The sequence below is a fragment of the Flavobacterium nitrogenifigens genome, assembly GCF_003254565.1.
GTDB lineage: Bacteria > Bacteroidota > Bacteroidia > Flavobacteriales > Flavobacteriaceae > Flavobacterium > Flavobacterium nitrogenifigens.
This window is the reverse complement of the sequence record NZ_QJRI01000174.1, coordinates 120218-139948: the sequence shown is the minus strand read 5'-3', so window position 1 is coordinate 139948 and position 19731 is coordinate 120218. Positions and strand designations below refer to the sequence as shown.

General features: G+C 34.2%; 21 protein-coding genes. 14 read left to right on the top strand and 7 right to left on the bottom strand.

Annotated elements, in window-relative coordinates:
- Positions 1-35: 35 nt before the first annotated feature.
- From DM397_RS11690 to hemA, 4 genes are all read right to left on the bottom strand, one after another.
- Positions 36-701: a uroporphyrinogen-III synthase gene (locus DM397_RS11690; protein WP_111377707.1), complete on the bottom strand. Its 666-nt coding sequence runs from the start codon at positions 699-701 to the stop codon at positions 36-38.
- A complete protein-coding gene (gene hemC, locus DM397_RS11685; protein ID WP_111377706.1) occupies positions 701-1624 on the bottom strand; it encodes a hydroxymethylbilane synthase in 924 nt (307 codons plus the stop codon). The genes DM397_RS11690 and hemC overlap by 1 nt, the downstream gene beginning before the upstream one ends.
- Positions 1625-1720: 96 nt before the next feature.
- The gene (locus DM397_RS11680; protein ID WP_111377705.1) at positions 1721-2125 is read right to left on the bottom strand and encodes a GxxExxY protein; all 405 of its coding nucleotides are present in this window, start codon (positions 2123-2125) and stop codon (positions 1721-1723) included.
- Positions 2126-2279: 154 nt separating this feature from the next.
- Positions 2280-3530: a glutamyl-tRNA reductase gene (gene hemA / locus DM397_RS11675; protein WP_111377704.1), complete on the bottom strand. Its 1251-nt coding sequence runs from the start codon at positions 3528-3530 to the stop codon at positions 2280-2282.
- A 227-nt stretch (positions 3531-3757) separates the two neighbouring features.
- Between hemA and DM397_RS11670 the strand changes: the two genes are divergently transcribed.
- The 8 genes from DM397_RS11670 to DM397_RS11635 all read left to right on the top strand — a co-directional run bounded on the left by DM397_RS11670 (position 3758) and on the right by DM397_RS11635 (position 10210).
- A complete protein-coding gene (locus tag DM397_RS11670; RefSeq protein WP_111377703.1) occupies positions 3758-4633 on the top strand; it encodes a helix-turn-helix domain-containing protein in 876 nt (291 codons plus the stop codon).
- Positions 4634-4636: 3 nt separating this feature from the next.
- Complete coding sequence (locus tag DM397_RS11665) at positions 4637-4999, top strand: FEKKY domain-containing protein (RefSeq protein ID WP_111377702.1); 363 nt, start codon at positions 4637-4639, stop codon at positions 4997-4999.
- A 137-nt stretch (positions 5000-5136) separates the two neighbouring features.
- A complete protein-coding gene (hemH, locus tag DM397_RS11660; RefSeq protein ID WP_111377701.1) occupies positions 5137-6156 on the top strand; it encodes a ferrochelatase in 1020 nt (339 codons plus the stop codon).
- 15 nt (positions 6157-6171) lie between these two features.
- The gene (locus DM397_RS11655) at positions 6172-6744 is read left to right on the top strand and encodes a hypothetical protein (protein WP_111377700.1); all 573 of its coding nucleotides are present in this window, start codon (positions 6172-6174) and stop codon (positions 6742-6744) included.
- Complete coding sequence (locus DM397_RS11650) at positions 6745-7293, top strand: CopD family protein (RefSeq protein ID WP_111377699.1); 549 nt, start codon at positions 6745-6747, stop codon at positions 7291-7293. It abuts the gene before it with no gap.
- A gap of 125 nt (positions 7294-7418) precedes the next feature.
- Positions 7419-8834, top strand: a complete 1416-nt coding sequence (locus DM397_RS11645) for a sensor histidine kinase (protein WP_111377698.1) — start codon at positions 7419-7421, stop codon at positions 8832-8834.
- Positions 8835-8845: 11 nt separating this feature from the next.
- On the top strand, positions 8846-9628 hold the full coding sequence (locus DM397_RS11640; protein ID WP_111377697.1) for an enoyl-CoA hydratase/isomerase family protein: 783 nt from the start codon (positions 8846-8848) through the stop codon (positions 9626-9628).
- Between the two features lie 183 nt (positions 9629-9811).
- Positions 9812-10210: a hypothetical protein gene (locus tag DM397_RS11635; RefSeq protein ID WP_111377756.1), complete on the top strand. Its 399-nt coding sequence runs from the start codon at positions 9812-9814 to the stop codon at positions 10208-10210.
- 182 nt (positions 10211-10392) lie between these two features.
- Here DM397_RS11635 and DM397_RS11630 read toward each other — a convergent pair whose 3' ends face one another.
- From DM397_RS11630 to DM397_RS11620, 3 genes are all read right to left on the bottom strand, one after another.
- Positions 10393-11046, bottom strand: coding sequence for a metal-dependent transcriptional regulator (locus DM397_RS11630; protein ID WP_111368214.1), 654 nt, complete (start codon positions 11044-11046; stop codon positions 10393-10395).
- A gap of 105 nt (positions 11047-11151) precedes the next feature.
- On the bottom strand, positions 11152-13020 hold the full coding sequence (locus tag DM397_RS11625) for an Nramp family divalent metal transporter (RefSeq protein ID WP_111377696.1): 1869 nt from the start codon (positions 13018-13020) through the stop codon (positions 11152-11154).
- Positions 13021-13094: 74 nt separating this feature from the next.
- The gene (locus DM397_RS11620; RefSeq protein ID WP_095930227.1) at positions 13095-13487 is read right to left on the bottom strand and encodes a Fur family transcriptional regulator; all 393 of its coding nucleotides are present in this window, start codon (positions 13485-13487) and stop codon (positions 13095-13097) included.
- Positions 13488-13580: 93 nt separating this feature from the next.
- On the opposite strand from DM397_RS11620, the gene DM397_RS11615 reads away from it, so the two are divergent.
- From DM397_RS11615 to DM397_RS11590, 6 genes are all read left to right on the top strand, one after another.
- The gene (locus tag DM397_RS11615; RefSeq protein ID WP_111377695.1) at positions 13581-13934 is read left to right on the top strand and encodes a MerC domain-containing protein; all 354 of its coding nucleotides are present in this window, start codon (positions 13581-13583) and stop codon (positions 13932-13934) included.
- A 10-nt stretch (positions 13935-13944) separates the two neighbouring features.
- Positions 13945-14850 carry an NAD(P)/FAD-dependent oxidoreductase gene (locus DM397_RS11610; RefSeq protein ID WP_111377694.1) on the top strand — a complete coding sequence of 302 codons (906 nt, stop codon included), beginning with the start codon at positions 13945-13947 and terminating at the stop codon, positions 14848-14850.
- 214 nt (positions 14851-15064) lie between these two features.
- Positions 15065-17317 carry a TonB-dependent receptor gene (locus DM397_RS11605; RefSeq protein ID WP_111377693.1) on the top strand — a complete coding sequence of 751 codons (2253 nt, stop codon included), beginning with the start codon at positions 15065-15067 and terminating at the stop codon, positions 17315-17317.
- A gap of 170 nt (positions 17318-17487) precedes the next feature.
- On the top strand, positions 17488-17952 hold the full coding sequence (locus DM397_RS11600; RefSeq protein ID WP_111377755.1) for a thioredoxin family protein: 465 nt from the start codon (positions 17488-17490) through the stop codon (positions 17950-17952).
- Positions 17953-17970: 18 nt separating this feature from the next.
- Positions 17971-19137: a lycopene cyclase family protein gene (locus DM397_RS11595; protein WP_111377692.1), complete on the top strand. Its 1167-nt coding sequence runs from the start codon at positions 17971-17973 to the stop codon at positions 19135-19137.
- A 136-nt stretch (positions 19138-19273) separates the two neighbouring features.
- Positions 19274-19705: an ArsR/SmtB family transcription factor gene (locus DM397_RS11590; protein WP_111377691.1), complete on the top strand. Its 432-nt coding sequence runs from the start codon at positions 19274-19276 to the stop codon at positions 19703-19705.
- The last annotated feature ends 26 nt before the right edge of the window (positions 19706-19731 follow it).

The following is a 19731-nucleotide window of genomic DNA, read 5'->3' as shown; positions in this document are numbered from 1 at the left end:
CGACAGGTTTTTAAAACCTGTCGGGTTTGTTGTTGTTATTTATATTCGTGAATTACATCTTCAATCACATCTTCAATTGTGGGCTGATCTGCGATGATGATGTTTTTTGTGATTTTTGTTAAAGCTTCTGCAGTCGTATCGCCAATGCAGAAACAGATTTGTTTGTTTATGGTATTATGTTTCAGATAACTTTTAACTCCAGACGGACTAAAAAACAAAATCGCTTCAGGATTTGCTTTTATTTTCTGAGGCTGAAGTGTAGTTTCGTAAACCTGAATTTCATTGAACTTTATTCCAGCTTCTTTTAAAGCTTCTGGCAAAGTGTCTCTTCTTAAATTTCCGCTGAAAAAAGTATAACTCTCATTTCCGTAAATCAAAGTGATAATTTCAGCCAAATCTGCAGCGTAACCTGTGTAAGCCACTACATTAAAGCCATTATCGCTTAAAAGCGTTTTGGTTTTAAGTCCAACGCAGTATACGTTTTTCTTTTTTAGCTCTTCTGATTTTGGATCTGATAAAACACTGTGAACGGCATTCTGACTTGTAAAAATTAGACTTTCGTTGAGGTCTTTTAATTCGAAAGATTTGTTTTCGGTTTTAATAAAATCGGCTTCGATTAATTCAACGCCATATTTCATTAACTCTTGTTTATGAAGAGGAGATAATATTTTTGTCGATAATATCTGGACTGGATTTGCCATTATTTTTTTAGGGATTCTTTAATTTTCTGCATTAATTCCGTTCCACCATTATTCAAAATCTCTTGTGCAGAGTTGAAACCTAGTTTTTTCCATTCAGAAATATCAACCGTTTTGTTGATTTCCAGTTTTTGTTTTCCGTCAATAGAAAGTAAAACACCCTGAAAATGAAGTGTGTCTTCGTCTTCGTTATAAGTTACTAAAGCTCCAATTGGTGCCGTACATCCGCCTTCAAGTGTTCTTAAAAACTGACGCTCTATATAAGTACAAATTTCAGTTTCAATATCATTTAACTGAGAAAGTGCATCCAAAGTATAATTGTCATTTTCCATTGCCACAACAAGCATTGCTCCTTGAGCCGGCGCTGGAATCATCCAATCTAAGTTGATGAAATTTTCTGGTTTCAGATTAATTCTTTCCAAACCAGCCGCCGCGAAAACAGCTCCGTCCCAATTATTATCTTGTAGTTTTTGCATACGCGTATTTACGTTTCCACGTAAATCCACTACAGTATGATTTGGGTATTTATTGAACCATTGTGCCTGACGACGCAAACTTCCGGTCGCAATAGTACTTGGATTTGTAAAATCAGGATTTCCTTTATGAACTAAAATATCCAAAACATTGGCTCTTGGTAGAACAGCAGCTTGAACAATTCCTTTTGGTAAAGCCGTTGGAACATCTTTCATAGAATGCACAGCAATGTCACAATCTCCATTGATCATAGCAATGTCTAACGTTTTGGTGAAGATTCCTGTGATTCCTAATTCGTAAAGAGGTTTGTCTAGAATAATATCACCTTGAGATTTAACCGCAACAATCGAGGTTTTATAACCTAAGTCGTTTAGTTTTTTCTCTACAGTATGTGCTTGCCAAAGTGCTAATTCGCTATCGCGTGTTCCAATTCTGATTGTTTTTTCAGCCATGTTTTGTTTTTTACCATTAAGTGCATTAAGAGAATTAAGTCCAAGCTTTGTCAAGAAAATTAAGCTTAACTTTCTTAATATCTTAATGGTTTAAATTTAATCTATTAATCTTGCAAAATGATCATTCACAAGGGGTTTCATTGATTTTGTGATATTTGTTGTGTTGAAATTTATTAGTAAACCTTGAGGTCTTTGTAATAACTTCATGTATGTTAATAATTGGGCTTCGTGAATTGGTAATAAATTTTCTATTGCTTTTAATTCAACAACGACACAATCATTTACAAGTAAATCTATTCTTAAATCAGATTCAAATTCAAGATCGTAATAATCAATTTTAACAGATAATTGTTGTTTCACATCATATCCGTTTCGTTCTAATTCATATTTGAGGCACTTCTCATAGATACTTTCTAAAAGTCCAGGTGCCAAAGCTTTGTGCACTTTTATAGCAAAACCTGTAATTTCATAAGCCAATTGTGTAACCTCTTTTTTTGTCATAGAACTTTTTTATTTTTTACCATTAAGGGCATTAAGAGAATTAAGCTTTTTGTGTAGAATTTAAGATTATTAAGCTCGTGTTATAGCTTGGCTTAATTCTCTTGACAAAGATTGGTCTTAATTTCCTTAATATCTTAATGGTTTAAATTAAAAACTAAGATGCTTTTATTTTGAAGACTTTTTCGATCCATTCGATGCTTTCGTCAACCATGGTATCGTCGTCTTTTAAATGATTTGCAAAATGTGTAGTGATTTTTTGAATGATTCGGTTACTGATGATTTCAGCTTGCTCTTCATTAAAATCGGCGATTTTTTTGCTTTGAAAATCCAATTCAGAAGCTTTAATAGCGTTTAATTTTTCTTTTAAAGCATTAATTGTCGGAGCAAATTTTCTTCCTTTCATCCAAGTAACAAATTCTTCTTTGATTTCTTCGATGATCGCTTCTGCAGCCGGAATGTGTAATTTTCTGTTTTCTAGAGTTTCATCTGTCAATTGAGACAAATAATCCATGTGGATTAAAGTTACACCTTCTAATTCCTCTACATTTTCATGAACGTTTTTAGGAATCGATAAATCAAGAATCAACAAAGGTTTTTTAAGATTTAAAATCGCTTTGTCAACCGTTGGGTTTTGAGCGCCTGTTGCAACAACTACAACATCGGCTTTTTGAAGCTCTAAATGCAATTCAGAATAATCTTTAACAATCAGATTTAGTTTTCCAGCTAATTTCTCTGCTTTATCTTTAGTACGGTTGATTAAAGTGATATGCTCGTTTTTAGTATGTTTTACTAAATTCTCGCATGTGTTTCTTCCGATTTTACCAGTTCCAAAAAGTAAAATATTTTTGTTGCTGATATCTTCAACATTCTTCAAAATATATTGTACCGAAGCAAAAGAAACTGAAGTAGCACCAGAACTGATTTCTGTCTCGTTTTTAATTCTTTTGCTCGCCTGAATAACTGCATTCACCAATCTTTCCATAAAAGCATTCGCTAAACCTAAAGATTTTGAGTGAATGAAACTGGTTTTAATTTGAGATATAATTTCAAAATCACCTAAAATCTGACTGTCTAAACCAGTTCCTACACGAAATAAGTGATTGATTGCTTCTTGATTTTTGTAAACGAAACCCACTTTTTGAAAAGCATCAACAGATCCGTTACTATTATCGCAAATAAGTTTTATTAATTGAAATGGATGTTCAGCAAAACCGTAGATTTCAGTTCTGTTGCAAGTTGAAGTAACTAGTAAACTTTCTATTCCATCGTTTTTAGCTTGTTCTAGCAGGCGAGTTTTCGCAACTGCATCCAAACTAAATTGACCTCTAACCTCAGCATCAGCTTTTTTATAACTCAGACCAACTGAGTAAAAATATAGGTGTTTCGGTACGTTATTGTTTTCCATAAATTCACTTTCATAAAAGTGCAACAAAATTATTACTATACCATCGATAAAAATAACGCTAAAAGTACTTTTTATGTCGCTGTATGTTTTTTTGAACCTAAATAGGTGTTTTTGAGTAAAAAGGACTACTTTTGTAGCAAAATCAACTCGTTTGAAGTGATTAGTTTAGAGTCGTTCTAAATAACATTTTGAGTTTGTTTTGATTTTCGTTTCAAAAAAATATCGCTATGAGTTCTCAAGAAGTTATAAAAATTGAAGACGACTTTACGCTGATTCGTTTTCAAAATGATGGTTCAGAACCTTTCTACGCACAGCACGAAATAATAGGTACTGGCCTGATACAGTTTCACTTCGGGATAAAAGGAAACGCAAAATTTTTATTCAATCAGGGCAATTACGCCTTAGAATTGAAAGAAGAGAAATCGTTGCTTTTATACAATCCACAGAAAGAATTGCCGCTAAATTTAGAGTTGGCTCCAAACTCGTGGGCGATTTCAGTAATTGTGTCGATCAAGAAATTTCATGCGTTATTTTCTGCCGAAGCCGATTATATTACTTTTCTAAGTCCTGACAATAAGGATAAAAAGTATTATAACGAAGGAAATATCAGTCCATCAATGGCAATTGTTTTGAGTCAGTTGTTTCATTATAATCTTCATCCATCTATAAAAAACCTTTATTATAAAGGAAAAGGATACGAATTGTTGAGTTTGTATTTCAACAGAACCGAAGACCCAAATGCAGAACAATGTCCGTTTTTGATTGATGAAGACAATGTTTTAAAAATCCGAAAAGCTAAAGAAATTATCATCGCCAATATGGCCGAACCGCCAGGATTGCAAGAATTGGCAGATGAAATTGGTTTGAATTTGAAAAAACTCAAAATGGGTTTCAAACAGATTTATGGCGATACGGTTTACGGTTTTCTTTTCGATTATAAAATGGATTTCGCCAGAAAACTTTTAGACAGCGGTTCTTATAATGTAAACGAAGTAGGATTGAAGATTGGCTACAGCACGGGAAGCCATTTTATAGCCGCATTCAAGAAGAAATTCGGAACAACACCAAAAAAATATTTGATGTCTATTAATGCGAATGTTTAATAAATGAAGAAAGTTGTTTTCTCAATTTTAATTGTTTTTTTGAGTTGTAAATCTGAAGAAAGTCCGCTTGTTACTGAATATAGAAATATGGCATTTCATGATATTGAAGCCGATAGCGTAAAGACATTTGGTTTTGGTTTGCCACTTCCGCCAAGAGATTCATTAGAATTATCAAGGAATAACAGAAAAACGGCTATCTATCAAAAATATGGATTATACATTAAGAATCTCGGATGCATTGTTGGTGATAAAGAATTAGATGCTGCCGCAAATGAATATCGAAAAATAACCGATGTTTATCTTGAGAAGCGAAATGGAAAAGGCTGGGAAGAAAAAATGAGTATAGAAGTTAATAATTTAAAATGAGTTCTTAAATAGGAATCAATTTTATAAATAAGAACATAATTAAAAAGTAATAATTATCATATTTCGAAAAAGTTGCAAGTTCTACTTTTGTCGAAATTTTTAAAAACAAATAAAAAGCTTAAAGCAAAAAATACATAATGAAAGGCGCACTATTAATAAACTTAGGATCTCCAGATAGTCCAACTCCAAAAGATGTAAAACCTTATTTAGATGAATTTTTAATGGATAAATACGTGATCGATGTTCCTTATTTATTGAGGGCATTATTAGTTCGCGGAATTATTCTAAGAAAAAGACCCGAAGAATCTGCACACGCTTATGCGAAAATCTGGTGGGAAGAAGGTTCTCCGCTAATCGTTCTTTCTGAAAGAATGCACAAAAAAGTACAGCCTTTATCAAATATTCCAGTTGCGCTTGCCATGCGTTACGGATCTATGACAATAGAAAAAGGGTTACAGGAATTGAGCGATCAAGGTGTTACTGAGGTTTTACTTTTTCCTTTATATCCTCAATATGCGATGGCTTCTACTTTGACGATTTTAGTTTTGGCAGAAGAAATCCGCAAGAAGAAATTCCCTCACATGAAATTCTCAGATGTTCCGGCATTTTTCAATAAACCGGATTATATTAAAAACGTGGCAGATTCAATCAAAAAACATTTGCGTGATTTCGATTATGACCAATTGGTGTTTTCGTATCACGGAATTCCAGAGCGTCACGTTCGTAAAACCGATAAAACAAAATCACATAAAAAATTCGTAACCAATGAAATGTGTTGTGAAGTAGGAACTCCAGAAGCCGAATTCTGCTACAGAACGCATTGTTACGAAACAACGCGTTTAGTAGTGGAACAATTGGGAATTCCAAAAGACAAATATTGCGTAACTTTCCAATCCAGATTGGCGGGCGATAAATGGCTGGAACCTTATACAGATGTCGAAATCGATAATATGCCAGCAAGAGGAATTAAGAAAATTGCGGTTGTAACTCCCGCTTTCGTTACCGATTGTTTAGAGACTTTAGAGGAAATCGCAATGCGTGCCAAAGAAGATTTTGAAGCAAATGGAGGAGAAGAGTTTTTGGCAATTCCTTGTTTGAATGATGATGATGAATGGTGCGAAACAGTTGCAAGTTGGATTAATAATTGGGCTAAATAATTTCAATTTTTATAAATGAATAAATTAAAATATTTTTCGATTTTACTTTTTGCTTTAGTAACAATAATTGGGTGCAAAAAGAAAAACACTTTTGAGAATAATCGTTTTTTTGATAAAACATTCAACTGGGAAATTGCAATTCCTGATGATTATGAAAAAGTAATCCAAAAGGAAGAGGGAGAAGTAAAAGGAGATACCGCTTTGGTTAAAAGAGAAAACTCTATTGTAGCTTTTAAAAGAGATGAAGCAAATTACTTTTCTGCAAATTACGAAAACTATCCTGCTGGAGATGTTCGTGGAGCTGATCTAAAGATGAGATTAAAAGATTTTCTTTTTTTAAGAGACATTGGAAAAGTTTACCCAAAGGGTAAAATGGGAGATTATTCAGTAAGTAGTGAAAATATTTCTGGTCTGCAATTTAGAAAAGCTAAAATCGAAGTTGCTGAAGACGGTAAGACTGTTGCTACAGTAGTAATTTTTTCGAGAGGATTTGCAGACAAAATATTTATAGCTTCAATAGTGTATGAAGATGAAAATTATGGCAAAGATATGATTGATCTTTTTAAAAAATCCACATTCAAAAAATAAATGGAATATTATAATTATCTAAAATCACTGCATCTTATATTCGTGATCACATGGTTTGCGGGTTTGTTTTATATTGTGCGTTTGTTTGTGTATCAAATTGAAGCCAATGAAAAACCTTCGCCAGAAAAAGAAATTCTGCAGGCACAATACAAAATTATGGCCTACCGTTTGTGGTACATAATTACATGGCCATCGGCAGTTTTGGCGAGTATTTTTGCTTTTTGGATGCTGTTTTTTACAGCTGCAGGAAGCGTTTGGATCAAAATGCCGTGGATGCACGTAAAATTATGTTTTGTTTTCCTATTATATTTATATCACGGAAAATGTCATCAGATTTTTAAGCAATTGCAAAATGACGAGGTAAAATATTCCAATAATTTTATGCGTTTGTGGAATGAAGGCGCAACCATTATTCTATTTGCTGTTGTCTTTTTAGTAGTTTTAAAAAGTGCCATCAACTGGATTTTCGGCGTAATCGGAATTATTTTATTCTCAGTTTTAATTATGCTTGGATTCAGGTTTTATAAAAGAATAAGAGAAAGAAAATAGTTTTCAGTCGCAGTCACAGTTTTCAGTTTTTCTGAGACTGAGACTGAGACTGAGACTGAATACTAAACAAAATGCTAAACTTCAAAATGTCAATGCTATCGCTTCGTACCAGGATTTTCCTGTCGATGATTGTATTGATTGTGGTGGCATCTTTTTTATTGGCTTCGATTTCGATTATTCAGTTTAAAACTGAGGCCAAAGAATATCATCAAGAACGTTTAGAACGAAAAGAAAATGCGGTAAAAGAACATATCAATTACGTTCTCGCGACTACAACGTATCCGCTAAAAACTCAGAATTTAGATTTAATTTTTAAAGATAAAATTCATGAGTTAGCGCAGATTCATAAAATCGAAATCAATATCTACAGTTTGGATGGAAAACTGCTTAAATCCTCCAAAGAGTCTTTTGCGGTTGATAAAATTGCTCCGCCAATTCCAGAATATATCCTTAAACTGGTTCGTTCTTCTATTGAAAAACGATTCGTGGATATCAAAACTATTGATGGAGTTAAGAACAGATCTTCATATAGTTTAATTAAAGACGAAAAATTCAAACCGCTCGGAATTTTAAATCTTCCTTATCTGGAAGACGATGGTTATTACGATAACGAGTTGAATACTTTCTTGATTCGTTTAAGCCAGGTATATTCATTTATGCTGATTGTGGCTTTTGCATTGGCTTATTTTCTTTCAACGTACATTACAAAATCACTAAAAACGATTTCTGAAAGATTAGAAGAAACTAATTTAGACCAGAAAAACGAAAAAATTGTTTTAGAAGCCAACAGCAAAGAAGTCAATTTCTTGATTACAGCGTATAATGGAATGGTGGACAAACTAGAAAAAAGTGCGATCAAACTTGCGCAAAGCGAACGTGAAGAAGCTTGGCGCGAAATGGCAAAACAAGTTGCGCACGAAATCAAGAATCCGCTTACGCCGATGCGTTTGACGGTTCAAAGTTTCCAGAGAAAATTTGATCCTTCTGCCCCAGATGTGAAGCAGAAAATGAATGATTACTCCGAAACTTTAATTCAGCAAATAGATACCATGACGGCTGTGGCTTCGGCATTTTCGAACTTTGCTTCGATGCCGGCTCAGCAAAACGAAACCTTAAATGTGGTTGAGGTTGTAGAATTGGCTTTAGATATTTTCAACGAAGATTATATCTCTTTTGAAAAAGAAGAAGAAGAAATCATTTCCAAAATGGATCGTACGCAATTGATTCGTGTGATTACCAATTTGGTTAAAAATGCGACTCAGGCTATTCCAGAAAGCCAGTTTCATAAATCGATTGTGGTTACTGTAAAAAGGCAGGATAATAATGTTGAAATTGCTGTAAAAGACAACGGAATCGGAATACAAAAACAAGATATCGGAAGAATTTTCGAACCAAAATTTACTACCAAAACCAGTGGTATGGGACTTGGACTCGGAATTATCAAAAACATTATCGAAAATTACAAAGGAACAATTACCTTTGAATCAACTTACGGAAAAGGAACTACGTTTACAGTTTCTCTCCCTATCACCAACTCATAAAATCTAGTGTCATGAATTACGAAAATATCTTAGTTTCAATTGAAGAAAAAGTTGCTACAATTACGATTAACAGACCAACGAAATTGAATGCCTTAAACAAAGCAACAATTAGTGATTTGAGTAATGCTATTCAATCATTGGCTAAAAATGATGATGCTCGTGTTATTGTTTTAACCGGAAGCGGAGAAAAAGCTTTTGTAGCTGGAGCAGATATTTCGGAATTTGCAAATTATACCACTGTTGAAGGCGCGCAATTAGCTGCTGAAGGACAGGAGTCTTTATTTGATTTTATTGAAAATCTTAAAAAACCTGTAATTGCAGCCGTAAATGGTTTCGCTCTTGGAGGAGGACTAGAATTGGCAATGGCTTGTCATTTTAGAATTGCTTCTGATAATGCAAAAATGGGACTTCCAGAAGTTACTCTTGGTTTGATTCCAGGATACGGAGGAACACAGCGTTTACCGCAATTAATTGGAAAAGGCCGCGCAATGGAATTGATTATGACCGCAGCGATGATTACTGCTGAACAAGGAAAAGAATACGGTTTGGTAAACCATGTTGTGCCTCAGGAAGAATTGCTATCATTTACAAATGTGATCGCGCAGAAAATCATCAAAAATGCTCCTTTCGCTATCGGAAAAGCAATAAAAGCGATTAATGCTAATTTTGAAGATGGTAAAAATGGTTTTGATGTTGAAATAAAATCATTCGGAAAATGCTTCGGAACACAAGACTTTAAAGAAGGAACAACGGCTTTCTTAGAAAAACGTAAAGCTGAATTTACAGGAAAATAAGTTATTCTTAACCGCAAAGTTCGCAAGGGACTACGCAAAGCACGCAAGAAAATTTAAAAACTTAGCTCCCGATAGCTATCGGGATTGCGTAAATCTTAGCGACCTTTGCGGTTAAATATCGACAAAGGTTTTAAAAAAAACTTAGAACCTCAGCATCTCAGAACCTTAGAAACTTTTAAAAAAATGTACGAACCAATATTTGCCCTTTTTTGTGAACGAGTTAAAGAAAGTATCCAAAGCGGAACTTTCGCAAAACTGACTTTGGCCAAAACCATGGGCGATACCGAACTTAAAAATGTGTATTTTAGATTGGTTCTCAATGAAGATAATACATTCTCAATTTCGCTGACTTTTAGATATAAAACAGAGGAAATTGAAAGTATTCATACTTTAGATGAAGCCTTATTGATTTTAGGTACTCATATTAAAAATCCTTTTTTAACCGCACTTTTATTCACAACCGATGACGATGTTACTTTCAAAGTGAATAAAAAGAATGCAGGAAGCATTATTGAGCAAGCGCCGACTTTTAAAAATGCTTCGCCAGTTATGCTGGAAATGATTGAAAAGGGGATTGTTTAAAGAGTAATTTAAGTGGCTATGGCCACTATAGAACTTATTTGTCAGGCTGAGCGAAGCCGAAGCCTAAGTTTGCGGAATCACTTTGCGGGGCTTCGACTTCGCTCAGCCTGACAAAAAAATCTTGTTCAGAGTCCTTAGTGTATCTCTGTGAAACTTCTTAGCGTATCTCTGCGAAATAACCTCTAAACCAGCTTCACAAACAAATTAGAAGCAATTTTATTCGAAATCGATAATTCTCTATCATTCACTTTAATTTTAACCGACAAATCGAAAGATTCTTTAGAAAGGAATTCAATTTTAGAACCCAAAGCAATTCCTTGTTTATCGAGATATTTCAAAAACTCTGACGAAGTATCTTTTACACCAACACAAACACCAGTTTGATTTTCTTCCAATTCAGATAAAAGCTGTTTTTCTATTTTGATAATGCGGCCATTTGCATCTGGAATTGGATCACCGTGCGGATCTTCAGTAGGATTTCCTAGAAAATCATCCAAACGATTAATCAGTTGCTCCGATTTGATATGTTCCAATTGTTCTGCAATATCATGAACCTCATCCCAACTGAAATTTAGTTTTTCAACCAGAAATACTTCCCAAAGACGATGTTTTCTAACAATCATTTTAGCTGCCAATTTTCCGTTTTCGGTTAACGAAACCCCTTGGTATTTTTTATAATTCACTAAATCTTTCTCTGCCAGCTTTTTAAGCATATCGGTTACAGAGGAAGCTTTCGTTTCCATAATTTCGGCAATGGCATTCGTGCTAACTTCTGTTTCTGATGCAGCAGTCAGATGATAAATCGATTTAAGGTAGTTTTCTTCTGAAAAGGTCATTTCTTTTGAGGTTCTAAGGTTCTAAGGGGCTGAGGTTCTAAGGTTTTGTTTTAAAGTTTTCGAGAGAAACCTTATAACCTTAGCAACTCAGTACCTCAGCACCTTTTATTTAACAATCAACAAAGGTATTGAAATTTTATGTCTCAATTTATCTACCGTTGTACCGAAAAGAATATCTTTTAGGCCAGTGTGGCCGTGGGTTCCCATAACGAGAATATCAAAATTTCCTTCGTTTATAATTTTCGAAATTACTTTGGTCGGTTTTCCAAAACCAAGTTCTGTTTTGATCTTGAACCCTTTTTCTGAAAGCATGTCTTTGTATTTCAGCAATAACTTTTCATCTATTGTGGTTTCATAATCTTGTATATTAACTCCGTACATTAAGGCTCCGACTGTTTCTACAATGTGAATGAGCGTATATTCGGTATCAATGCCACCCAATTCAAAGGCTTTGTTCAAAGCAGCTTGGTCAGCATTTGAGAAATCGACAGAAACAGCAATGTTTTTAATACTCTTGCTTTCTCTTGGCGAAAACTTCAATTTAAGATTGTGAGGCGAATGATTTATAGCTTTTGATTTGAATTTGGCAATAAATGGTTTAAAAACGATGTATAACAATAAAGCCAAGAACCCGAAAGCAAGCGGAACAACTGTGAACCAAAGAACCATTGGATTATCTGAATTTGCTAACCATGAAGTGATTTCGTCGTAAACCAATTTGGCATTCAAAGAAACAATAATAGACGCAATGATCCAGGAAACAATCTGAGTGGTTCTGGAAATATGAAAACCTTTCATTTTAGATTTATCACTCACAAAATGAATCAGCGGAATTATGGCAAAACCGAGCTGTAAACTCAAAATGACCTGACTTAGAATTAAAAGCTTCCCTGTTACGCTTTCGCCATAAATTAAAATCACGATTACGGCAGGAATAATAGCGATCAAACGTGTTATAATTCTACGAACCCAAGGCTGAATTCTGAAATGAAGATAACCTTCCATTACAATTTGTCCGGCAAGTGTTCCTGTTACTGTTGAGCTTTGTCCCGCAGCAATTAAGGCTACGGCAAATAAAATCGGTGCCCATTTAGTTCCTAAAAGCGGTTCAAGAAATTGATGTGCATCTTGAATTTCGGCAACTTCAAACATTCCGTTTTTATGGAAAGTCGCGGCGGCAAGAATTAAAATGGCCGCATTTACAAAGAAAGCCAGATTTAAGGCAATCGTAGAATCGATTAAATTGTATTTTAAAGCTTGTTTGATTCCTGCTGGCGTTCTATCAAATTTTCTGGTTTGCACTAAAGACGAATGCAAATACAAATTGTGAGGCATTACAGTTGCTCCAATAATTCCGATAGCGATATACAAAGCAGCAGAATTTGGAATTGAAGGAATAAGTCCTGCAAAAATCTTATGAACTTCGGGTTCTGCAAAAATCATTTCGAAAATGAAAGAGAACCCAATTATGGCTACCAAAGCAATAATGAAGGCTTCCATCTTGCTAATTCCTTTATTGATCAGGAAAAGCAGTAAAAAGGTGTCTAAGACGGTAATTAGAACCGCTTCGATTAGCGGAATTCCGAAAAGCAGATTAATCCCTATTGCCATTCCGAGAACTTCGGCAAGATCGCAGGCCGCAATGGCAATTTCGGCAAGGAAATATAGAATGTAGTTGATGTATTTAGAATAGGTTTCTCGAGAGGCTTGCGCAAGATCGCGCTGTGTTACAATTCCGAGGCGAGCGCTTAAACTCTGCAAAAGCAAAGCCATTAAATTACTCATCAATAAAACCCAGACCAAAGTGTATCCGAATTGGCTTCCGCCGGCAATATCAGTCGCCCAGTTTCCTGGATCCATGTAGCCGACACTTACAAGATAAGCGGGGCCTAAGAAGGCTAAAATTTTTCTAAAACCCTTTTTTTTATTTTCTGTAGAAACCGATTCGTGGACTTCTTCTAAAGATTTGGTCATTGTAAAAGTATTGTTTTCACAAATATAGAGAAAAATTATATTCGCGAAACAATATTTTTAGACGAGTCTAAAAGTTAAATGTTAGAATTTAAACAATTCGGGCATAATCCAGATAACGTAAAATTGATTTCGTTCACTTTGTAATTGTGCGGCATAATGTAACTTGGCTTAACTGTTTCAAGGCATGTAATCTCATGACAATTCTCGCAGCTAAAGTGTGCATGATTATGAATGTGTACGCGCTGATGCGAATGGTTGCATTTGGCATATTTTACAGTTCCGTCTAGATTCGAAATTTTATGAATAACATCTTCATTAATTAAACGATCTAAAATTCTATAAATGGTAACGCGGTCGCACAAATCATTTAATTGTTTGTGAATTTCGGTATGCGAAAGAGCCGTTTTAGATTTTTCAAACACTTCTAAAACAGCTGTCTTTGCTGCGGTATTACGTGTAGTTTTCATTTTTTATGAAATTAAAAATTAAACGCAACAATGTTGCAATTGATAAAATTGTATATATTTGCAACAAAATTGCATTAAGCAAAAGTACACATAATGAAGAAAATAAGCACATCCTTTTACGATATTTTAGGAATTTCAAGCGCGACCATTTGTCTGGTTCATTGTTTGGTTTTTCCTCTTTTAACGATTCTGCCTTTAGGGCTGAGTCACAATCCTTTTATAGATTTACTATTTGCTTCGATAGGTTTATTTGCAATTCTCAAAATTATAAAAAAATCATCTCTTTTGGTATCGTCGATTTTAGTTGTTTCAATGGCACTCATTTGGATTAGTGTTTTGGCAGAACTTCTTTTAGATATTCATCTTGATTTGATTTATTTCGGAGGAATCGGAATGATCATCGGGCATTTAATCAATTACAAATTACATAGAAATCAAAATCATTAAAAATAGAAAGATGGAACAGAAGCATTTTGAAGTGATTATCATTGGAGGCAGCTACAGCGGATTGTCTGCAGCCATGAGTTTAGGACGCTCTTTGCGTCAGGTTTTAGTTATCGACAGCGGTCTGCCTTGTAACAGACAAACACCGCATTCTCATAATTTTATTACGCAAGATGGTGAAAAGCCAGCGGTTATTTCGGCGAAAGCCAAATTGCAAGTAGATATTTATAAAACAGTTCAATTCTATAACGGACTTGCGGTAAAAGCTCTTAAAACAGAAAATAGTTTCGAAATTGAAACCGAATCTGGTGCTATTTTTTCTTCACGAAAAGTTTTGTTTGCAACGGGAGTTAGAGATTTACTACCAGAAATTGAGGGTTTTGAAGCTTGTTGGGGAATTTCGGTTTTGCACTGTCCGTATTGCCATGGCTACGAAGTTAAAAATGAAAAAACCGCAATTATTGCCAATGGAGAAATGGGCTTTGAATATGCTAAACTGATTTCCAATTGGACAAAGGACCTGAGATTATGCACCAACGGAAAATCGGAATTGACTTCAGAACAAACACAAATACTTAAAAGTCAAGGCGTTTTAATTCTAGAAGGAGAAATAGATTCTTTTGAGCATACGGATGGATATATTAAAAATATCATTTTTAAGAACGGAGAAAGAGTGGAAGTAAAAGCGATTTACGCAAGACCGCCTTTTGAACAGCATTGTCCAATTCCTGCAACTTTGGGATGTGATATTAGCGAACAAGGTTTGTTGAAAGTAGATGCTATGCAGAAAACAAATATTTCAGGTGTTTTTGCAAGTGGAGATTGCACAACTCAAATGCGATCTGTGGCGATTGCGGTTTCTACTGGCTCTTTTGTTGGAGCGGTCATAAATAAAGAACTTATTGACGAAGATTTTTAATGTATTCTTAAAATTCTCTCGCAAAGTCGCAGAGTTGCCAAGTTTTATAAAAAACTTTGCGACTTAGCGTCTTTGCGAGATTAAACAGAAATGCTTATGATTCTTAAAAATAGAAATGTAACATATTGATTTCAATCAGTCTGAAAATTTTGTTTTAAGAATAATTATTTGTCAAATTTAATTTTTAGTTTTGTCTAAATTTAATTTTATAATAATGAAATATTTATTTTTGACAATATTAATAATTTCAACAAAAAGCATTTTCTCTCAAAATATTTCTGGAAAAGTGGAAACGAATGTGCCATCAATTCAAGGAATTAGCATTCATTTATTAAACACAAACTTTAAAACACAAACAGATTCTCTAGGTTTTTATAAACTAGAAAATGTTCCGAAAGGGAATTATAAAATAGCAGTTACTTCGGCAGGATTTAAAGCCATAACTCAAAGAATTTCTGTTTTAGAAAATGAAAATCTGAATCTCGATTTTGAATTGAAAGAAGATCAGAATGAATTGAACGAAGTTGTGGTCTCTGGAACTTTAAAACCTGTAAAACGATTAGAAAGTGCCGTTCCGGTTGAGGTTTATTCGCCAGTTTTCTTCAAGAAAAATCCAACGCCAAGTATTTACGATGCGCTTCAGAACATAAATGGAGTTCGTCCGCAACTTAATTGCGGTGTTTGTAATACAGGAGACATTCATATAAACGGATTAGAAGGTCCGTATACTTTGGTTATGATTGACGGGATGCCAATTGTGAGCAGTCTTTCTACGGTTTACGGTTTGTCTGGAATTCCGAATTCTCTGGTGGAACGAATTGAGATTGTGAAAGGTCCAGCTTCGTCTCTTTACGGAAGTGAAGCAGTTGGAGGTTTAATCAACATTATAACTAAAAACCCGACTAACGCACCCGTTTTTTCAGCCGATTATTTTACGACTTCTTATTTTGAGAGTAATCTTGATTTGGGAATGAAATTCAATGCTGGCAAAAAAGCTATTTCTCTTATCGGAGTTAATTATTTCAACTACGATCAAGTAATTGATAAAGACAAAGACAATTTTACTGATGTCACCCTTTCTGAACGAATTTCGGTTTTTAATAAATGGAGTTTTCAGCGAAATCATAATCGCCTTTTTACGATCGCTGCACGCGGAATGTACGAAGATCGTTGGGGTGGAGACATTCGTTGGGAGAAAAAACATCGCGGTGGAGATGAAATTTATGGTGAAAGCATTTATACTAAAAGAGCCGAATTAATTGGAAGTTACCAATTGCCGTTTGAAGAAAAACTAATGCTTTCCTTTTCAGGAAATGTCCATTATCAGGACAGCCGTTACGGAACAACGTCTTATATTGCCAATCAGAAAATTGGATTTTTACAACTGACTTGGGATAAAAAAATCGGAAGAAACGATTTGCTGGCAGGAATTGCTAGCCGATATACATATTATGACGATAATACAACAGCAACTAAAGAAGCTGAAAATACTTGGCTTCCTGGGATTTTTGTTCAGGACGAAATTACATTTTCTCCAAAAAGTCAAGTCTTGCTAGGAATGCGTTACGATTACAATTCCGTTCACGGATCTATTTTTACACCGCGTTTTGCTTACAGATTTAAAGCAAATGAAAATACGATTTTTAGATTAAATGCCGGAACTGGATTTAGAGTTGTGAATTTGTTTACCGAAGATCATGCGGCGTTAACGGGTTCTAGAGATGTGATCATTAAAAACGATTTAAAACCCGAACAATCTGTAAATGTGAATTTAAACTACATTCAAAAAATCAATTTTGGGAATGGAACGTTTATGGGAATTGAAACAACTGCTTTTTACACGAGATTCAGCAATAAGATCATTTCAGATTACGAAACCAATCCAAACGAGATTATATACGACAATATTGACGGTTATGCGATTAGTCAGGGAATAAGTACCAATGTTGATCTTAATTTTCCTTCTGGATTAAAATTTATTGTGGGGGCAACGGTTTTGGACAACAAAAATGTTGAAAACGGAATTTCTGAAAGACCTTTTTTGACCGAGAATTTCACGGCAACTTGGAGTGTTTCCTATAAAATTCAGCCTTGGGATTTGTCGATGGATTATACTGGAAATGTTTACAGTCCGATGAAATTGCCTTTGTTGAGCGAAACCGATCCAAGAAGTCCGAATTCTCCTTGGTACAGTATTCAGAATATTCAGTTTACCTTTTTGGGCTGGAAGGATTTTGAAATTTATGGCGGAATTAAAAACCTGCTGAACTTTACACCGATGCAAAATAATCCGTTTTTGATTTCTAGAACAAACGATCCTTTCGACAAAAATGTGCAATACGATTCAACTGGAAAAGTATTGGTAACACCCGATAATCCATACGGTTTGACATTTGATACCACTTATGTTTATGGGCAAAACCAAACTATTCGTGGATTTTTGGGATTGCGATATACTTTTAGGTAATTTTATTAGCGATTATTAGCCACGAATTCACGAATTATTTATGGAGATTCAACCAAATAAAATTATACGAATTTATCAAAATTAATTTGTGTAATTTTTCTTTCAGTTGTTTTGCATTGCAGATAATTTTTAAAATAATTCGTGAATTCGTGGCAAACAAAACAAAAAAAATGAAAAAGCTATCTCTATTTATTTTCTTCTTCGGAATAACTTCAACAGGTTTCTGTCAATTAAAAAGCAGAACTTTTGAAGAAGTAGACAGCTTACAACAAATTCAAAAACGGAAAATTATTGTTTTTATACATACCGATTGGTGCCAATTTTGCCAGCGAATGAAAGCCACAACTTTTAAAGATCAAGAAATTATAGAGAAATTAAACTCCGATTTCTATTTCGTTGATTTCAATGCAGAGGAAAAGCGAGAGGTTACTTTCCAAAAGCAAACTTTTAAATACTTGCCTTCTGGTAATAATGTTGGGGTTAATGAACTGGCATTGCAGCTGGGAACAATTGATAATCAAATTGTCTACCCGACTTTGTGCGTTTTGAATGAGAAAAACGAAATTATTTTTCAATATAATATTTATTTGAGCACAAAAGAGTTTAAAATCCTTTTGGAAAAACTGACAAAATAAATTTTCTTATTTTTGAAAATGAACTCTTCACAAATCCCACATTTCGATTACATTTTTACAGGAACTGGATTAGCATCTTTAATGACCGTTTATAAAATGATTCTGTCTGGGAAATTCTCTTCTAAAACTATTTTGCTGTTAGATCAGGATTTGAAGAAAACAAATGACAGAACCTGGTGTTTTTGGGGAAAAGAACAAGCAACATGGGATTCTATTATTTCTAAAAAGTGGGATTTTGCTTTATTTGCTAATAAAAAGTTTGAACGACATTTAGCGTTGAAGCCCTATAAATACAATAAAATTAACGGAATCGATTTTTACAATTTTGTTTTTGAGGAACTTTTCAAACATTCAAATATTACTTTTCTAAATGAAAAAGTAACCGATATCAACGAACTCGAAACCCACGTTTTCGTTGGTACAGAAGAAAAGAGATTTACCTGTAATTATTTATTTAACAGCATTTATACTAAGGCTTTCGCCGAAAGGCAAAACAAATATGCCGTTTTGCAACAGCATTTTGTGGGTTGGTTTGTAAAAACTGAAGAAGAAGTTTTCAATTCAGACGAAGTAACTTTCATGGATTTTTCGGTTGAACAAAAAGGAAATACAAGATTTATGTATGTGCTGCCTACTTCAAAAACAGAAGCTTTGGTTGAATATACGCTGTTTTCGGAAAAATTGCTTCCGAAAGAAGAATACGAAAACGAAATTCAAGTTTATCTGAAGAAGTTCGGCGTAAGCCAATATCAAATTCTTGAAAAAGAGGAGGGAAGCATTCTGATGACCTGTTATCCTTTTTGGGAAAAAAACACCAAACGTGTCCTGAATATTGGTACGGCGGGCGGTTGGACAAAAGCGAGTACAGGTTATACATTTAAGAGTTCAGACAAAAAATCATCAGATTTAGTAGAGTTTATTCAGAACAAAGATTTCCAAATGAAAGATTTTCATAAAAAATCTAAATTTTGGTTTTACGATTTATTGCTTCTGGATATTCTGTATCGACATAACGAATTGGGGAGTTCTATTTTTTCTTCTTTGTTTAAAAAAGGAAATCCTGAATTGATTTTTAAATTCTTAGATGAAGAGACAAGTTTCTTTGAAGATGTTAAAGTTATTTTAAAGTGCCCAAAACTTCTATTTATTAAAGCGTTATTTAGAGTGATTTTTCGTTTAAATTAATGTGTTTTTGCGCCAAAAAATGCCTTATTATCTTACTTTAATGACTTCTTGAGGCTTTTGCAAGATATGTTGCCTGTATAAATTTGTGATTCAAAACAACATCGGTTTTTTACGATAATGAATGAATTAATAGGCTATGGGAATCACAAAACGCTTAAATTTTGATACAGAAACAGAAGCAATAGGAAAAATCTGCAAAGCTCTTGGACATCCTGCACGAATCCAGATTATGACACTTCTTTGGAAAAGAGATAATAGAACGTGCGGCGAAATAGTCGAATTATTTCCGCTTGCACAGTCTACAATGTCTAAACATCTTTTAGAGCTTAAAAAAGCTAGTCTGGTTGATGTAAAATATGAAGGAAAAAAAACAATCTATTCTATAACAGTTGATAATATAGAAGTTCTTAAAAAGTATATCAGTAATTACCTTTCAACCATCGAAATTTCAGAAGAGGATAAATCAACGGTTTTAACAACTCGACATAAAATGAAAGGAAGGAAGAGACATTTAAAGCAATACAATTATCAGTTTCCGCATAAAAATATTAAAGAGAGAACGGCCTAAGTATTTGTAAAATCTTTGATTTAAAA

Coding starts and splice junctions, on each gene's coding strand:
- DM397_RS11690 (WP_111377707.1), bottom strand. CDS start 701: ATGGCAAATCCAGTCCAGATATTATCGACAAAAATATTATCTCCTCTT.
- DM397_RS11625 (WP_111377696.1), bottom strand. CDS start 13,020: ATGACCAAATCTTTAGAAGAAGTCCACGAATCGGTTTCTACAGAAAAT.
- DM397_RS11645 (WP_111377698.1), top strand. CDS start 7,419: ATGATTGTATTGATTGTGGTGGCATCTTTTTTATTGGCTTCGATTTCG.
- DM397_RS11590 (WP_111377691.1), top strand. CDS start 19,274: ATGGGAATCACAAAACGCTTAAATTTTGATACAGAAACAGAAGCAATA.
- DM397_RS11630 (WP_111368214.1), bottom strand. CDS start 11,046: ATGACCTTTTCAGAAGAAAACTACCTTAAATCGATTTATCATCTGACT.
- DM397_RS11670 (WP_111377703.1), top strand. CDS start 3,758: ATGAGTTCTCAAGAAGTTATAAAAATTGAAGACGACTTTACGCTGATT.
- DM397_RS11635 (WP_111377756.1), top strand. CDS start 9,812: ATGTACGAACCAATATTTGCCCTTTTTTGTGAACGAGTTAAAGAAAGT.
- DM397_RS11600 (WP_111377755.1), top strand. CDS start 17,488: ATGAAAAAGCTATCTCTATTTATTTTCTTCTTCGGAATAACTTCAACA.
- DM397_RS11595 (WP_111377692.1), top strand. CDS start 17,971: ATGAACTCTTCACAAATCCCACATTTCGATTACATTTTTACAGGAACT.
- DM397_RS11680 (WP_111377705.1), bottom strand. CDS start 2,125: ATGACAAAAAAAGAGGTTACACAATTGGCTTATGAAATTACAGGTTTT.
- DM397_RS11655 (WP_111377700.1), top strand. CDS start 6,172: ATGAATAAATTAAAATATTTTTCGATTTTACTTTTTGCTTTAGTAACA.
- DM397_RS11665 (WP_111377702.1), top strand. CDS start 4,637: ATGAAGAAAGTTGTTTTCTCAATTTTAATTGTTTTTTTGAGTTGTAAA.
- DM397_RS11615 (WP_111377695.1), top strand. CDS start 13,581: ATGAAGAAAATAAGCACATCCTTTTACGATATTTTAGGAATTTCAAGC.
- hemC (WP_111377706.1), bottom strand. CDS start 1,624: ATGGCTGAAAAAACAATCAGAATTGGAACACGCGATAGCGAATTAGCA.
- hemH (WP_111377701.1), top strand. CDS start 5,137: ATGAAAGGCGCACTATTAATAAACTTAGGATCTCCAGATAGTCCAACT.
- DM397_RS11605 (WP_111377693.1), top strand. CDS start 15,065: ATGAAATATTTATTTTTGACAATATTAATAATTTCAACAAAAAGCATT.
- DM397_RS11620 (WP_095930227.1), bottom strand. CDS start 13,487: ATGAAAACTACACGTAATACCGCAGCAAAGACAGCTGTTTTAGAAGTG.
- hemA (WP_111377704.1), bottom strand. CDS start 3,530: ATGGAAAACAATAACGTACCGAAACACCTATATTTTTACTCAGTTGGT.
- DM397_RS11640 (WP_111377697.1), top strand. CDS start 8,846: ATGAATTACGAAAATATCTTAGTTTCAATTGAAGAAAAAGTTGCTACA.
- DM397_RS11650 (WP_111377699.1), top strand. CDS start 6,745: ATGGAATATTATAATTATCTAAAATCACTGCATCTTATATTCGTGATC.
- DM397_RS11610 (WP_111377694.1), top strand. CDS start 13,945: ATGGAACAGAAGCATTTTGAAGTGATTATCATTGGAGGCAGCTACAGC.